This window comes from Streptomyces hyderabadensis (genome assembly GCF_020404845.1).
GTDB lineage: Bacteria > Actinomycetota > Actinomycetes > Streptomycetales > Streptomycetaceae > Streptomyces > Streptomyces hyderabadensis.
The window spans coordinates 24,372-39,061 of the sequence record NZ_JAIOJZ010000042.1 but is presented as its reverse complement, the minus strand read 5'-3'; the positions used below and the strand labels follow the sequence as shown (position 1 = coordinate 39,061).

The following is a 14,690-nucleotide window of genomic DNA, read 5'->3' as shown; positions in this document are numbered from 1 at the left end:
GCGGCGGTCAGTTCTGGCCGGCGTGGGTGTGGCTGTGGGACGTCTCCGGCGGGCAGGTCCGGTCGTCGCCGGGGCGGTCCCGGTGCCAGTCGCGGACCGCGACGGTCAGCGCGCACAGCATGGCGGCGACGCCGGTGCCCACCGACAGGGCGACGGCCTCGTGGTAGTCGTCGTGGGTGGCGTTCAGCGTCAGGTAGAAGAGTCCCGGCAGCGCGGCGGTACCCACGGCGCCGCCCAGCCGCTGGCCCGTCTGCAGGGCTCCCCCGGCGGCCCCGGCCATCCGCACCGGCACGTCGCGCAGCGTCATGGTGATGTTCGGGGAGATCACACAGCCGCTGCCGAGTCCGCCGAGCAGCAGCGCCGGGGCGGCGAGCCAGGGGGCCGGGCCGGAGGGCGCGAGCCAGAGCAGCAGCGCGGTGGCACCCAGCCCCACCATGACGGCGACCAGTCCCCACACGGTCAGCAGCCGCCCCAGCCGTTCCACCAGCCGGCCCGCCACGGCGGCGGCGACGGCCGAACCGGCGGCGAACGGGGTCACCGCCAGGCCGGACATCAGGGGTGAGTAGCCCAGGCCGTTCTGGAAGAAGAGCGCGAAGACGAGCCACACGCCGCTGAACCCCACGAAGTACAGGGCGCCCAGACCCGCGCCGGTGGCGTAGCCGCGGGTCTCGGTGAGCAGTCCCGGCTCCAGGAGCGGCTGACCGCCCCGCCGGGCGACCCGGCGCTCCCACCGCGCGAAGGCGACGAGCACCAGCGCCCCCGCCGGGAACAGCCACCACACCTCGGTCAGGCCGCCGCCCTCGGCGAGGACCAGCGGCAGCATCAGCGCCAGGATGCCCGCGCCCAGGAGCGCCACGCCCACGGGGTCGAGCCGCCCCCGGCCGCCGGGCTCCACCCGGGGCAGCAGGCGGAAGCCGAGGAACAGGGCGACCAGGCCGACCGGCACGTTCACGTAGAAGATCCACCGCCAGCCCTCGGGGCCCGCCAGGGCCAGGATCAGACCGCCGACGACGGGTCCCACGGCGCTGGAGACGCCCACGGTGGCGCCGAACAGCCCGAAGGCGCGCCCCCGTTCCGCGCCCCGGAACAACTGCTGGATCAGTGCCGAGTTCTGCGGCGCGATGCTGCCCGCGGCGACGCCCTGGGCGAGCCGGGCGGCCACCAGCAGTCCGATGCCGGGCGCGGCCCCCGCCGCGGCGCTGCAGAGCACGAAGGCGGCCAGGGCGGCGAGGAAGACCCGGCGCCTGCCGAACGCGTCGCCGACCCGGCCCGCGGTCACCAGGGTGAGGGCGAAGGCGAGCGCGTAGCCGGAGACGACCCACTGCACGGAGGCCGGTGAGGTGTGCAGCCCCCGCTGCATGGAGGGCAGGGCCACGGCGACGATCGTGACGTCCAGCAGGGTCATGAAACCGGCGACCAGGGTCACCCACAGGGCCCGCCAGCGGTTGGGGTCCAAGCTGTCGTCCGGACGCTGCACACGGGCTCCCCTCGCGAGTCGGCACGGGACACACCACTCGGTCCCCACGCCTGCGTCACCCGTGGCCAGGGCTTCAAACCCGCGCCCGGCGGGACGCCCGCCCGGCCCCCCAAACCAGAACCATGAGATCCCATAAGGTGTCCTTATGACCTCATAGACCGGACCCGCGTACCGACTTAGGCTTGCCTTAGCTTAGGCTTCCCGAAGAGTCGATCTGTCACCGCTCGAAGGGAACCTGAACATGCCCCGCCCTCTGCGGGTAGCCATCGTCGGATCCGGCCCGGCCGGGATCTACGCCGCCGACGCCCTGCTCAAGTCCGAAGTGGCCGCCGACCCCGGTGTTTCCATCGACATCTTCGAGCGCATGCCCGCCCCGTTCGGACTCATCCGTTACGGCGTCGCGCCCGACCACCCGCGGATCAAGGGCATCATCACCGCCCTGCACCAGGTGCTCGACAAGCCGCAGATCCGCCTCTTCGGCAACGTCAACTACCCCACCGACGTGAGCCTGGACGATCTGCGCGCCTTCTACGACGGTGTGATCTTCGCCACCGGCGCCACGGCGGACCGGGCGCTGTCCCTCCCCGGCATCGACCTCGACGGCTCGTACGGTGCGGCCGACTTCGTCGCCTGGTACGACGGCCACCCCGACTTCCCGCGCACCTGGCCGCTGGAGGCCGAGAAGGTCGCCGTCCTCGGTGTCGGCAACGTCGCCCTGGACATCGCCCGGGTGCTCGCCAAGACCGCGGACGAGCTGCTGCCGACCGAGATCCCGCCGAACGTGTACGAGGGCCTGAAGGCCAACAAGGCGCTGGAGGTCCACGTCTTCGGCCGCCGCGGCCCGGCGCAGGCGAAGTTCAGCCCGATGGAGCTGCGGGAGCTGGACCACTCCCCCAACATCGAGGTGATCGTCGACCCCGAGGACATCGACTACGACGAGGGCTCGATCGCGACCCGGCGCGGCAACAAGCAGGCCGACATGGTCGCCAAGACGCTGGAGAACTGGGCGATCCGGGACGTCGGCGACCGCCCGCACAAGCTCTTCCTGCACTTCTTCGAGTCGCCCGCGGAGATCCTCGGCGAGGACGGCAAGGTGGTCGGCCTGCGCACCGAGCGCACCGCGCTGGACGGCACGGGCAACGTCAAGGGCACCGGCGAGTTCAAGGACTGGGACGTCCAGGCGGTCTACCGGGCCGTCGGCTACCTGTCCGACCAGCTGCCCAAGCTGCCCTGGGACCTCGAGACGGGCACGGTGCCGGACGTGGGCGGCCGGGTCGTCCAGGAGTCCGGTGAGCACCTGCAGTCGACGTACGTCACCGGCTGGATCCGGCGCGGCCCGATCGGTCTGATCGGCCACACCAAGGGCGACGCCAACGAGACGGTGGCCAACCTGCTGGACGACTACGCGGGCGGCCGCCTCCAGACGCCCGCCTCGCCCGCTCCGGAGGCGGTGGACGCCTTCCTCGCCGAGCGGAACATCCGCTACACGACCTGGGACGGCTGGTACAAGCTCGACGCCGCGGAGAAGGCGCAGGGCGAGCCGCAGGGCCGGGAGCGCGTGAAGTACGTCGAGCGCGAGGACATGCTCCGCGAGAGCGGCGCCTGAGCCGACGCGTGATCCGTTCGCGCCGTTCGCCCCGCGCGGTCCGCGCGGGGCGAACGGACGGGCGGGCTCAGACCTCCAGTTCGTTCTCGATGCGGCGCAGCTGGTGGCGGGCCATCGCCAGGTTGGCGCGGCCCGCGTCCAGCACCAGGTAGAGGAACAACCCGTTGCCGCCGCGGCCCTTGAGCAGCCGGATCATGTGGTACTGGCTGCTCAGGGTGATCAGGATGTCCTCGATCTCGTCCTTCAGACCGAGGTGCTCCATGGTGCGCAGTTTGGACCGCACCACGTCGGTGTTGCCCGCGGCGGCGACCTCCAGGTTGAAGTCCTTGCCGCCGCCCAGGGTGCCGAGCGCCATGCCGCTGGTGTAGTCGACCAGCGCGACGGCGGTGGCACCGTCGATGGAGCTGAGGCATTCCTTGAGCGAGGTCTCCAGGTTGGCCATGGTGGTTTCCTTTCCGGACGTGTTCGGTACACGAGGGTCGGTACGCGAGGGGTGGATCAGGTCGGCCGGTGGCGGCCGCCGGCCCCGGGAGCGGGCTGGTGTGCGGGCCGCTGGGGCGTGCGCACCGGCAGGGTGCCGATCGGGCGGACCGGCTGGGCGGGGAGCGCGGCACCGGGCTCGGCGGCCGGGGCGCGGCCGCGTTCCGACCCGATGCCGGCGGCGACCAGCTCCCCGATCCGCGCGCCGCTGCGCCGCCCCTCCAGGTGCAGCCGGCCCACATTGACCCGGCCGTCGGCGAGCAGGGTGAGCACGGCGGCCGGACCGGCGGCGTACGTCGCGACGTAGCCGTCGGCCCCGCGCAGCAGCAGTTCGCGGAAGCCGCCGCGCGCGGTGGCCTCGGCCATGCGGTGCGCGACGCCGAGGGCGGCCGCGGTGAGCGCGGCGAGGCCCTCCGGTTCGGTGCCCGGCGCGTCGTGGGCGAGGACGAGTCCGTCCACGGTCGCCGCGAGCGACCCGGTCAGCTGGGGCACGCGGTTGCGCAGTCGGTGCAGTTCGTCCAGGACGTCGCTCTCGACGGCCATGAGCAGTCTCCTTTCGTCGCGCCGGCGGCGCGCGCGGATCACAGGGCCTCCAAGGCGTCTCGCAGCCGTCGCAGCAGGGCCGTGTCGGGGTCGTCCCACGCGACCGCACGCGGTTCTGGGCCGGGCGGCAGGGGCGGGGCGGCCGGTGGCGCGGCACGGACGAGTCCGTCGGCGGCCAGGCGCCGCAGCTCGACCAGGGTGTGATAGGTGCGGCAGGCGAGCGCGGACGCGATCTCCGCGGCGGTGCGTACGCCGTCGACCTGGGCCAGGGTGCGGCCGCGCCGCCCGGGCAGCTCGTCGGAGTCCGTGCCCGGTACCCGGGCCAGCGGGAGGGTGTCGACGGCGGGGTCGGGCCAGATCCGGTCCAGCAGCTCGCGTCGGCGTCCGGACTCGCGGACGACGACGTCCACCGGGACGGAACGGACCGGGCCGAGCCAGTGCACCGCGCCGGGCCGGAAGCGCCGCGCGCGGGTGTCGTGGGCCAGGACGAAGTACGCCGCGTCGAACAGCGCACCCAGGTGGCAGACCTCCAGAGCGCCCGCGGCGAGCCTGCCGCTGTCCACGAGCCGGTGGCCGACCCGGTGCTGGGTGCCGCCCCGGTCGACCGCGTCCCACCAGCCGTCCGGCGGGACCGCGCCGCTGCGGGTGAGCAGCGCGCCGAGGTCGGGGGTGAAGGCCGACTCGACGTGCACGACACGGCCCGCCGACAGGTAGACGATGCCCCGCTCACCCGACAGGGCACCGGTCGCCCCTTCGGCCGCGAGGGCGCCGAGCGCGTCGGACGTGGTCCCGTGCGTGGCCCAGGTGGTCGTCACTCGGGTCATCCGAGCACCAGCCGGTCCGCCAGCTCGGCCAGCCGGATGCGGGCCAGGGCGAGGTTCCCGTCGTTGCGGTCCAGCCACAGATGGAGGAAGACGGTGCTGTCGAACGGGGTGCTGACGAACCTGAGCAGGTGGTAGGCGTCGCCGGTGGTGGCGATCAGGTCCTCCACCGGGGGTTCCTTCCCGGGCTCGACGGCGCCGCCCGCCGGGCCGCCCGCCGCCAGGGAGCCGCTCTCGGCGACGTGCCGGCCCAGCTCCGCCGTCTCCGCGGCCGTCGCCTCCCAGTCGCCGCCCGGCGCCTCGCCGACGGCGCCGAGAGCGAGCCCGCTGATCCAGTCGACCAGGGACGCGCCGCGCGCGCCCGGCAGTCGCATGGCTTCCAGCAGACTCTCGTCGATTCCGGGCACGCCGGATCCCCTCCCCTGCACGGCAGTACCGCGAACGTGACGACGACACTACGGAAAGTGCATGCATCCGGTGAGTGCTTTGGCATTTTCCAGAGGAACGTGCGCGCGCTCGGGCATACTGCGGTGTTCGGCCCACTGCGGGCCGGTGAGGTGCGTGCGCTCGCGGAGACTGGCAACCCGCAGGACATGGCCCGACTCCACCTCCCCCGCAGCGGGAAGCACACGAAGGACGCGCCGGCCGACGGGCGGGCGGACGCGGACTACGGTCCCGACGCCGCCACCGAGCACTCGGCGCCCGACTCCCCCACCGAACTGCCCGGCCGTTCGTGGTCCGCGCTGTCCCGGCGGGTGCTCGCCGAGTTCAAGGACGACGAGCTGACCGACCGGGCGGCCGCCCTGACCTACTACGGCATCCTGTCCCTGTTCCCGGCCCTGCTGGTGCTGGTCTCGCTGCTCGGCATCGCCGGCGAGTCCGCCACCCAGGAGGTCCTGGACAACGTGCAGAAGCTCGCGCCCGGTTCGGCGCGGGACGTGATCACGAACGCCGTGGAGCAACTGCAGGCCAAGGCGGGCCTGGGCTCCGTGCTGGCGGTGGTCGGTCTGCTGGGCGCCGTCTGGTCGGCGTCCGGCTACGTGGCCGCGTTCATCCGCGCCGCCAACGCGGTCTACGACATGCCCGAGGGGCGCCCGGTGTGGAAGGTGCTGCCGCTGCGGGTGGCCCTGACCGTGGTGCTGCTCGTGCTCGCGGTGGTCAGCGCGCTCATCGTGGTGTTCACCGGAAGCCTGGCCAGGCAGGCGGGCACCGCGCTCGGTGTCGGCGACACCGCGCTGACCGTGTGGTCGATCGCCAAGTGGCCGGTGCTGGTCCTGCTCGTCACCTTCATGATCGCGATCCTGTACTGGGCCGCGCCGAACGCCCGGGTCAAGGGCTTCAAGTGGGTCTCCCCGGGCAGTCTGGTCGCGCTGCTGATCTGGCTGCTGGCCTCCGCGGGGTTCGCCTTCTACGTGGCCAATTTCGGCTCGTACAACAAGACGTACGGCACCCTGGCCGGCGTCATCATCTTCCTCGTGTGGCTCTGGGTGACGAACCTGGCCATTCTCCTCGGCCTGGAGTTCGACGCGGAGCTGGCCCGGCAGCGGGTCATCGACGGCGGCCACCCGCCCGAGGAGGAGCCGTACGTCGAACCGCGCGACACCCGGGCCTGGAACGAGGCGGACCGGCGCCGCGCGGCCGAGGACGACTGAGGGCGGTGGCGCTACGGCAGGATCGAGTCGACGTATCCGCCGTCGACCCGGACGGCCGCGCCGGTGGTGGCCGAGGCGAGCGGGGAGCTGAGGTACACCACCAGGTTGGCGATCTCCTCCGGCTCGATGAGCCGCTGGAGCAGGGACTGCGGGCGGTGTTCGCGCATGAAGACCCGCTGTGCCTCGTCCCAGGGCAGGTCGCGGTCGACCAGCTGGTACACGAAGTCCTCGACGCCCTCGGTGTGGGTGGGCCCGGCGATGACGCAGTTCACCGTGACGCCGCTGCCCGCGGCCTCCTTGGCGAAGCCGCGGCCGACGCCGAGCAGGGCCGTCTTGGAGACTCCGTAGTGGATCATCTCGGCCGGGATCACGACGGCCGAGTCACTCGCGATGTACAGCACCCGGCCCCAGCCGCGGTCCCTCATCCGGGGGAGATGGGCGCGCGTCAGCCTGACGCCCGCGAGGACGTTGATCTCGAAGTAGCGGCGCCACTCGGCGTCGCTGATCTCCAGCGCGGGCGCGGCGCCGAAGACGCCGAGGTTGTTCACGAGGACGTCCACGTCGGGCAGCGCCGCCAGGGCCCGCTCGGCGCCCTCCTCGGTGCCGAGGTCGGCCGCGACCGGCAGGAACGTGCCGTCCGGCACCTCGGTCCGCAGCCTCTCGACGCTCTCCGCCAGGCGGCCGGCGTCGCGCCCGTTGACGCCGACGGTGGCGCCGGCCCGGGCCAGCCCGGCGGCGATCGCCGCGCCGATGCCCTGTGAGGAGCCCGTCACCAGTGCGGTGCGTCCGCCGAGGTCGAGGTTCATCAGGTCGCTCCTTGTCGTGCCGTACGGTCGGTCGGGTTGCTCCTGCCCACCCTCGCCCACGTCGCACCCGCGCCCCGGCCGGCCGCACCGTGCGCCGCGCCGCGGCACGCCCGGTCGGCGGACCCCCCGGTGCTCTCGGTTGACCTGCGGCGACGATACTTGCCTACGTCCGTGCCCCTGCTGCCCGATGGACCCATGCCGACCTCTCCCACCGCCCGCCCCACGCATCCGCCCACGCTGTGGGCCGCTCGCGGCCGCCATGTCGGCTCCGCGGCCGAGGACACCGTCCGGCACCGGCTGCAGCGGCTCAAGGACGACCACGTCGTCGACGACTTCCTGGAGCCGCCCGACGAGCCCGCGCCCGACGGCGCCGTCGCCGACCGGATCTTCGAGGCGCGCTGGAAGGCCCCCGGCGCCGTGACCGTGCGGGCCCGGCTGATCCTGGAGCCCGCCTCGGCGGGCGGGCAGGACTGGACGCTGCTCGCGGAGGCCGAGGAGGCCTGGGACCTCGGCTGGCCCTCGCCCGCCACCGTGTTCTGGCCCGACGACCCGGACGTCACCTGGGACCGGGACGCCGCCACCGGCCTGCGCCTGCGGGGCCTCAACACCCTGCCGGACGACGACAAGGCCGTGCGCAGGCTGCTCAAGGAGGCGGGGCGCAGCTCCTGGAACATCCACGTCGTCGTGCACGAGGCCATGACCCCGGACCACCGCGGCCGGGTGCCGCTGGCGCAGCGGCTGCCGCCGGGGCTGCGGCACCGGGTGGTCGAGCACCGCGCCGCACCGCAGCAGTTGCGGGTGGTGAACTGGGCCCTGGAGGACTTCGGGGTGCAGGTGCCGCGCGGCGGCGCCGTGGTGCTGCCCGGTACTCCGGCCCCGGCCGACTACGCCGCCGGTGACTTCTCCGTGCGCACCGTCTACCTGGACGGCTCCGAGCCCGCCGAGCTGATCGCCGCGGTGACGTCCTTCGCGGCGCTGCCCAGGCCGCTGCCCGACGACGCGGTGGCGGCCCTCGGCTCGCTGCGGGAGGACTGGCGGCTGCTGACGCTGGAGGAGGAGCTGGAGCGCGAGCGCAAGCTGGTGAAGATGTACGCCGAGGCGCTGGAGGCCATGACCCAGTCCCGCGACCTGTACCGGGAGGCGGCGGAACGCGCGGCCGAGGCCCTTGCCGTGTACCGGGACTCCGCCGGGGCCGCACCGGCCGGTCCCGCCCCGTCCCGGACGCCGTCGCCCTCTCCCCTGCGGGGCCTGACCCGCACCCTGGAGCGGTTCAGGGGCTCCGGCCGGACGCCGCGCCCGGACGCCACCGCCCGGGACACCTCGGAGCCTCCCGGGACCGCGGCGACCGACGACTGACGACCGGTCGCCGCCGGGGCGCCGCCGGGTGAGGGCACCCTCACGTGTCATCCGGCGCGAGGTGGATACGCGGACGGCACAGGAGCACGGCCCGTCCCGGAAGGTCATCGACGCCATGGACAGCCAGCACGACAGCGCCCCCGCTTCCCGCCCACCGGAGTCCTCCCGTTCGCAGACCACGCTCCGCGTCAACGGCAAACCGCACACCCTCACCGTCGACCACCGCCGCGTCCTGCTGGACCTGCTGCGGGAGGACCTCGATCTCGCCGGCGCCAAGAAGGGCTGCGACCACGGCCAGTGCGGCGCCTGCACGGTCCTGGTCGACGGGCGGCGCGTCAACAGCTGCCTGCTGTTCGCGGTCGCCCTCGACGGCTGCGAGGTCACCACCGTCGAGGGGCTCGCCGGGGACGGCGAGGAACTGCACCCGCTGCAGCGCGCCTTCCTGGACCGCGACGCCTTCCAGTGCGGTTACTGCACCCCGGGCCAGATCTGCTCCGCCCTCGGCGCCCTCGCCGAGGCCGCGGCCGGGCACCCCTCCCACGTCACCGACCCGGCGACGCCCTCCGGGGAACCGGTCGCGCTGGGCCGCGAGGAGATCCGGGAGCGGCTGAGCGGCAACCTGTGCCGGTGCGGTGCCTATCCGCGCATCGCCGACGCGGTCGAGGACGTGATCCCGTGAAGCCCTTCGCCTACGTACGCGCCGGCAGCGTCGAGGAGGCCACCGAGGCCTTCGCGGACCACCCCGGCGCCCGCTACCTCGGCGGCGGTACCAACCTCGTCGACCTGATGAAGCTCGGCGTGGAGACGCCCGCCGCCCTCGTCGACGTCACCCGGCTGCCGCTGGACACCGTGGAGGAGCTGCCGGACGGCGCGCTGCGGGTTGGCGCGATGGTCCGCAACAGCGACCTGGCGGCCCATCCCGCGGTGCGCGACCGTTATCCCGCGCTCTCCCAGGCGCTGCTGGCCGGTGCGTCCGGGCAGTTGCGCAACGCCGCCACCACCGGCGGCAACCTGCTGCAGCGCACCCGCTGTCCCTACTTCCAGGACGTGTCCAAGCCCTGCAACAAGCGGGAGCCCGGCAGCGGCTGCGGCGCGCTGGAGGGCGTGCACCGCGACCATGCGGTGCTCGGCCACTCCGACCAGTGCATCGCCACCCACCCCTCGGACATGGCGGTGGCGCTGGCCGCCCTCGACGCGCGCGTGGAGCTGCACGGCCCCGAGGGCACCCGCAGCGTGCCCGCCGCCGACTTCCACCGGCTGCCCGGGCTGCACCCGGAGCGGGACACCGAGATCCACCCCGGCGAGCTGATCACCGGCGTGGTCCTGCCCGCGGCCACGGCCGGGCTGCCCTCGGCGTACCGCAAGGCCCGCGACCGGGCGTCGTACGCCTTCGCGCTGGCCTCCGTCGCCGTCGTGCTGCAGCTCGCGGACGGGGTGGTGGAGCGGGCCGGGATCGCCTTCGGGGCGCTGGCGCACCGGCCCTGGCGGGCGCGGCGGGCCGAGGACGCGCTGGTGGGCGCGGCGCCCACGGCGGCGGCCTTCGAGTACGCCGTCGACCTGGAGCTGGCCGCGGCCGAACCGCTGCGCGACAACGCCTACAAGGTGCCGCTGGCCCGCCGGCTGGCCCTGGACGTGCTGGGCCGGCTCGCCCCGCCCGCCACGCCCTGACGACGACCTGACCACCGAGGCGTCCACGAGGAGGACTCCATGACCGCCACCGATGCCGTCCTGGGCGCTCCCGTCGAGCGCCGGGAGGGGCGGGAGAAGGTCACCGGCACCGCCCGGTACGCCGCCGAGTACCCGGCGCCGGGCCGCGCCCAGGCCTGGCCGATCCCCGCCACGGTCGTACGGGGCCGGGTGACGGGCGTCGACGCCGGGCCGGCGCTGGCGCTGCCCGGCGTCCTCGCGGTGCTCACGCACGAGAACGCGCCCCGGCTCGGCGCCCCGGACGATCCGACGCTGGCCGTGCTCCAGAGCCCGCACGTCCCGCACCGGGGCTGGTTCGTGGGCGTGGTGGTGGCCGAGACGCTGGAGGCGGCCCGCGCCGGTGCCGCCGCCGTCCGGATCGGCTACCGGACCGAGCCGCACGACGTGACGCTGACCGCCGCGCACTCCGGGGCGTACATCCCCGACTCGGCCAACGGGGGCTTCCCGGCCGTCACCGACCAGGGCGACCCGGACGGCGCCTTCGCGGACTCCGAGACGCGGGTGGACGTCGAGTACCGGGTGCCGCCGCTGCACAACCACCCGATGGAGCCGCACGCCAGCACGGCGCACTGGGACGGCGACCGGCTCTTCGTGCACTGCTCCAGCCAGGGCACCACGGCGGTGCGGAAGGAGCTGGCACGCCTGTTCGAGCTGCCCGAGGACCGGATCACGGTGCGCGCCGAGCACGTGGGCGGCGGGTTCGGCTCGAAGGGCACACCGCGCCCCGAGGTGGTGCTCGCGGTGATGGCGGCACGGGAGACGGGCCGGCAGGTGACCGTCGCGCTGCCGCGCCGCTACCTGCCCGCCGTCGTCGGGCACCGCGCGCCGACCCTGCACCGGCTGCGCCTCGGCGCGGACGGCGGCGGACGGCTCACCTCGCTGGTGCACGAGGTGACGACCCACACCTCGCGGGTGAAGGAGTTCGTGGAGCAGGCGGCGGTCCCCGCCCGGGTCATGTACGCCGCTCCCGCCCTGCGTACGGTCCACCGCGTGGCGGCGCTGGACGTTCCCACGCCCTCCTGGATGCGGGCCCCCGGCGAGTGTCCCGGCATGTACGCCCTGGAGTCCGCGATGGACGAGCTGGCCTGCGAACTCGGCGTCGACCCGGTGGAGCTGAGGATCCGCAACGAACCGGGGAGCGAGCCGGACAGCGGACGGCCCTTCAGCAGCAGGCACCTGGTGGAGTGTCTGCGCGAGGGCGCCCGGCGCTTCGGCTGGGAGGGCCGCGATCCCCGGCCCCGTTCCCGGGCGGCGGGGCCCCTGCTGATCGGCAGCGGGGTGGCCTCGGCCACCTACCCGGTGCTGGTCTCCCCGTGCGTGGCCTCCGCACGCGCCCTGCCCGACGGCGGGTTCCTGGTGCGGGTCAACGCGACCGACATCGGCACGGGTGCCCGGACGGTGCTCGCGCAGATCGCGGCCGACGCCCTCGGCGCCCCGCTGGACCGGGTGCGGGTCGAAGTCGCCGACAGCGGTATCGGATTCGCCCCGATGGCCGGGGGTTCCTCGGGCACCGCGTCCTGGGGGTCGGCCGTCCACGAGGCCTGCGTCCGGCTGGCCGGGCGGCTCGCGGAGCACGCGGGACCGCTGCCGCCGGAGGGGGTGGCGGCCGAGGCCGACACCTCCGGGACGGCGGACGCGGAGAGCCCCTTCGCCCGGCACGCGTTCGGCGCCCACTTCGCCGAGGTGACCGTGGACACCGTCTCCGGCGAGGTGCGGGTGACGCGGCTGCTGGGTGTCTTCGCCGCGGGGCGCATCCTCAACGCGCGTACGGCCCGCTCCCAGTTCATCGGGGGCATGACGATGGGCCTGGGCATGGCGCTGACCGAGGACAGCACGGTGGACCCGGAGTTCGGCGACTTCGTCGAGCGCGATCTGGCCTCCTACCACGTGCCCGCGCACGCGGACGTCACGGACGTCGAGGCGCACTGGGTCGACGAGGAGGACGAGCACCTCAACCCCATGGGCAGCAAGGGGATCGGTGAGATCGGGATCGTGGGCTCGGCGGCCGCCGTGGGCAACGCCGTCCACCACGCCACCGGCATCCGCTTCCGCGAACTGCCCCTCACTCCGGACCGGGTGCTCACCGCCCTGCTCGCCCACGAGCATCCCGCGGGCATGCTGGGCGTCTGACGGCAAACCGCGTGGTCCGCGCCGGTTCGTCCTCCGGCGCGGACCACGCGCTGTCGCCGCGGGTGGCGGCCGGCGGTCAGTCCGCGGCCGTACGGCTCGACACGGGCACGCGGCGGGCGGGCCGGCGCCGGGCCGAGTCCTGTGCGGCCACCCGCACGCACAGCGCCGTCAGAGCGACCAGCGAGGCGGCCACGGCCACCGCGACCGCGATCCAGACGGGTGCCAGCGTGAGGTCGGTGACCGGCGACACCCGCGCCGAGGGGGTGGCGCTGCCGTAGAGCTTGGCGGCGGCCAGCGCCGCCGGGCCCACGACCGCCGCCGCGAGCAGCGGTACGGCCGGCCGCACGGTCAGCAGCAGGGCCAGCACCAGGCAGAGCGCGGACAGGCCGAGCGCCACCCCGTAGGCCTGGGCGGAGGCGTCGCCGCGGTGCAGCGGGAAGTAGGCCACGCCGCACCCGGCCAGGACCGCGACGGTGAGCCAGGCGGGCCAGGCCGGACCGCGGGCGGCCCGCCGTGCCGCGCGGTCGCGCTCGCGCGCGGCACGGGCCTTCTCGCCCTCTCGCGCCCCGGCGGGCTGCGCACGGCGCCCCGCGCGGGACTCGTCGCGCTCCCGTCCCCGGCGGAACGGCCGTGGCGGCCTGCGGCGTTCACGGCCGCGGCGGTCCGCTCCGCCGGGCGCCGCGCCGCCGCGTCCCGCCGACCGGGCGGCGGTCTCGGGTCCGTCGTGCTCGTCGGCCGCGTCCCGGGCGGCCCGCAGCCCCCGGGCGTCGGGCCGCTCCGGGCGTACCTGTCCGTCCTCGGCGAGCCGGCCGATCAGCTGGACCAGTTCCTCCACGGGACGGCCGGTGGCGGCGGCGCGCACGGCCTCTTGCCCGCAGTGCGGTTCCAGGGGCGTGCGGTGCAGCAGCGCCATCAGCCGGGTGACGTCCTCCACGGAGCGGCACTCCGCCGCGGCCCGGATCGCCTCGTCGGCGCTGTCGGACGGGCGCGGCGGCCGGGTCAGCAGGCCGGCCAGCCGGGTGACGTCCTCGACGGACCGGTTCACGCCGACCGCGCGGAGCGCGTCGATCGTGGCCTGTGCGTACTGCGGTGACCGCTCCAGCGTCGTGATCAGGTCGACGACCTCGTCCAGCGGGCGGTCGGCCACGGCCGCGCGCACCAGATCGCCGACCGGATCGCCGTACGCATGCGCCGCTCCGTCGACGCCCTCGGCATCCGCGTCCGGCTCCGCGTCCGGCTCCGCGTCCGGCGCCGCGTCGGGCGTCGGCTCCGCGTCGGAGACGGGCAGGTCGGGGTCGGGATCGAGTTCCGGAAGGTCGGCGTCGTCGAAGTCGACGTCCCAGAGGTCGCCCTCCTGCCCGGCCGCGGCCGGATCGGCGGACGCCCGGTCGGCGGGCGTCCGGGCCGCGGGTTCCGCGCCCGGTGGCCGCGCCGTGCCGGTGGTCGTGGTCGTCTCGCCGGTGGGCAGGTCGAGCGCGGATATGGAGTACTCGGGCGAGCGGGGTGTGGAAGAGCCGGTGGTCATGATCTCTCCGTGTGGTGGGGGTGCGGCCGCCCTGCGTCCCCGACATGCGACTCGCGCTGTGTGCTTGCCATTACTAGGCACGTCCGCCGCGTCGTGCCACTTCGGTGGGCCACAGGGATGAGAGACCCCGTCCGCGGGTCTTGCCGCCACCGCGAGCGGGCATCCGGGTAGGGAGGCGCCCACCGCGCCGCCGAAGGAGGGGCCGTGGACACGACCACAGTGATCGTCGTGGCGGTGCTGCTCGCGGCGCTGGTCCTCGCGGCGGCTCTCGCGGTCCTGGTGCGCCTGGTGCGCACCCGACGGGACCTCAGGCGGGCCGGTCTGCCCACCGGCCCGCGCTGGGTCTTCTGGGGCGCCGTCCTCTATCTGGTGCTCCCGGCGGACCTGTTGCCCGATCCGGTCTACCTGGACGACGTCGGCGTGCTGCTGCTGGCGCTGCGCTCCGCGCGCGGCTCGATCGGCGGACGGCACGGCCCCGCGGACGGGCGGCGGGGCACCCGCCCGCCCGGTGGTTACGCAGCGTAAGGAAACCAATCACCCGTTCGATTCGTATAAGTCTCTGGAAGCCGAAGGAAGTCGGCGGACCA

At 74.6% G+C, this 14,690-nt stretch carries 14 protein-coding genes; 7 read left to right on the top strand and 7 right to left on the bottom strand.

The features are described 5' to 3' along the window. Positions 1–7 precede the first annotated feature (7 nt). On the bottom strand, positions 8–1,477 hold the full coding sequence (locus K7854_RS27200; protein ID WP_226029184.1) for an MFS transporter: 1,470 nt from the start codon (positions 1,475–1,477) through the stop codon (positions 8–10). Between the two features lie 241 nt (positions 1,478–1,718). Between K7854_RS27200 and K7854_RS27195 the strand changes: the two genes are divergently transcribed. Continuing rightward, on the top strand, positions 1,719–3,083 hold the full coding sequence (locus tag K7854_RS27195) for an FAD-dependent oxidoreductase (RefSeq protein ID WP_226029183.1): 1,365 nt from the start codon (positions 1,719–1,721) through the stop codon (positions 3,081–3,083). A 67-nt stretch (positions 3,084–3,150) separates the two neighbouring features. Here K7854_RS27195 and K7854_RS27190 read toward each other — a convergent pair whose 3' ends face one another. From K7854_RS27190 to K7854_RS27175, 4 genes are read right to left on the bottom strand one after another with little or no spacing between them, the layout of a single operon-like run. Further along, the gene (locus K7854_RS27190; protein ID WP_226029182.1) at positions 3,151–3,525 is read right to left on the bottom strand and encodes a roadblock/LC7 domain-containing protein; all 375 of its coding nucleotides are present in this window, start codon (positions 3,523–3,525) and stop codon (positions 3,151–3,153) included. Positions 3,526–3,581: 56 nt separating this feature from the next. After that, positions 3,582–4,106, bottom strand: a complete 525-nt coding sequence (locus K7854_RS27185; RefSeq protein ID WP_226029181.1) for a roadblock/LC7 domain-containing protein — start codon at positions 4,104–4,106, stop codon at positions 3,582–3,584. 38 nt (positions 4,107–4,144) lie between these two features. Next, positions 4,145–4,930 carry a hypothetical protein gene (locus tag K7854_RS27180; protein WP_226029180.1) on the bottom strand — a complete coding sequence of 262 codons (786 nt, stop codon included), beginning with the start codon at positions 4,928–4,930 and terminating at the stop codon, positions 4,145–4,147. Beyond that, entirely contained in the window at positions 4,927–5,334 is a 408-nt protein-coding gene (locus K7854_RS27175; RefSeq protein WP_226029179.1) for a hypothetical protein, read from the bottom strand. Before K7854_RS27175 ends, K7854_RS27180 begins: the two co-directional genes overlap by 4 nt. Before the next feature lie 186 nt (positions 5,335–5,520). On the opposite strand from K7854_RS27175, the gene K7854_RS27170 reads away from it, so the two are divergent. Continuing rightward, entirely contained in the window at positions 5,521–6,579 is a 1,059-nt protein-coding gene (locus tag K7854_RS27170) for a YihY/virulence factor BrkB family protein (RefSeq protein ID WP_226029178.1), read from the top strand. An 11-nt stretch (positions 6,580–6,590) separates the two neighbouring features. Here the strand turns inward: K7854_RS27170 and K7854_RS27165 are convergent, their stop codons facing one another. Next, the gene (locus K7854_RS27165) at positions 6,591–7,385 is read right to left on the bottom strand and encodes an SDR family NAD(P)-dependent oxidoreductase (RefSeq protein WP_226029177.1); all 795 of its coding nucleotides are present in this window, start codon (positions 7,383–7,385) and stop codon (positions 6,591–6,593) included. A gap of 195 nt (positions 7,386–7,580) precedes the next feature. On the opposite strand from K7854_RS27165, the gene K7854_RS27160 reads away from it, so the two are divergent. The 4 genes from K7854_RS27160 to K7854_RS27145 all read left to right on the top strand — a co-directional run bounded on the left by K7854_RS27160 (position 7,581) and on the right by K7854_RS27145 (position 12,578). Continuing rightward, positions 7,581–8,741, top strand: coding sequence for a hypothetical protein (locus K7854_RS27160; protein ID WP_226029176.1), 1,161 nt, complete (start codon positions 7,581–7,583; stop codon positions 8,739–8,741). A 115-nt stretch (positions 8,742–8,856) separates the two neighbouring features. Next, on the top strand, positions 8,857–9,420 hold the full coding sequence (locus tag K7854_RS27155; protein WP_226029175.1) for a 2Fe-2S iron-sulfur cluster-binding protein: 564 nt from the start codon (positions 8,857–8,859) through the stop codon (positions 9,418–9,420). Next, on the top strand, positions 9,417–10,409 hold the full coding sequence (locus tag K7854_RS27150; protein WP_226029174.1) for an FAD binding domain-containing protein: 993 nt from the start codon (positions 9,417–9,419) through the stop codon (positions 10,407–10,409). Before K7854_RS27155 ends, K7854_RS27150 begins: the two co-directional genes overlap by 4 nt. 39 nt (positions 10,410–10,448) lie before the next feature. Further along, complete coding sequence (locus K7854_RS27145) at positions 10,449–12,578, top strand: xanthine dehydrogenase family protein molybdopterin-binding subunit (protein ID WP_226029173.1); 2,130 nt, start codon at positions 10,449–10,451, stop codon at positions 12,576–12,578. 76 nt (positions 12,579–12,654) lie between these two features. On the opposite strand, the gene K7854_RS27140 is transcribed toward K7854_RS27145, so the two are convergent. Further along, complete coding sequence (locus K7854_RS27140; RefSeq protein ID WP_226029172.1) at positions 12,655–14,103, bottom strand: hypothetical protein; 1,449 nt, start codon at positions 14,101–14,103, stop codon at positions 12,655–12,657. Between the two features lie 204 nt (positions 14,104–14,307). Here K7854_RS27140 and K7854_RS27135 point away from each other — a divergent pair, with 204 nt between their 5' ends. Continuing rightward, complete coding sequence (locus tag K7854_RS27135; RefSeq protein ID WP_226029171.1) at positions 14,308–14,628, top strand: YkvA family protein; 321 nt, start codon at positions 14,308–14,310, stop codon at positions 14,626–14,628. Positions 14,629–14,690 lie beyond the last annotated feature (62 nt).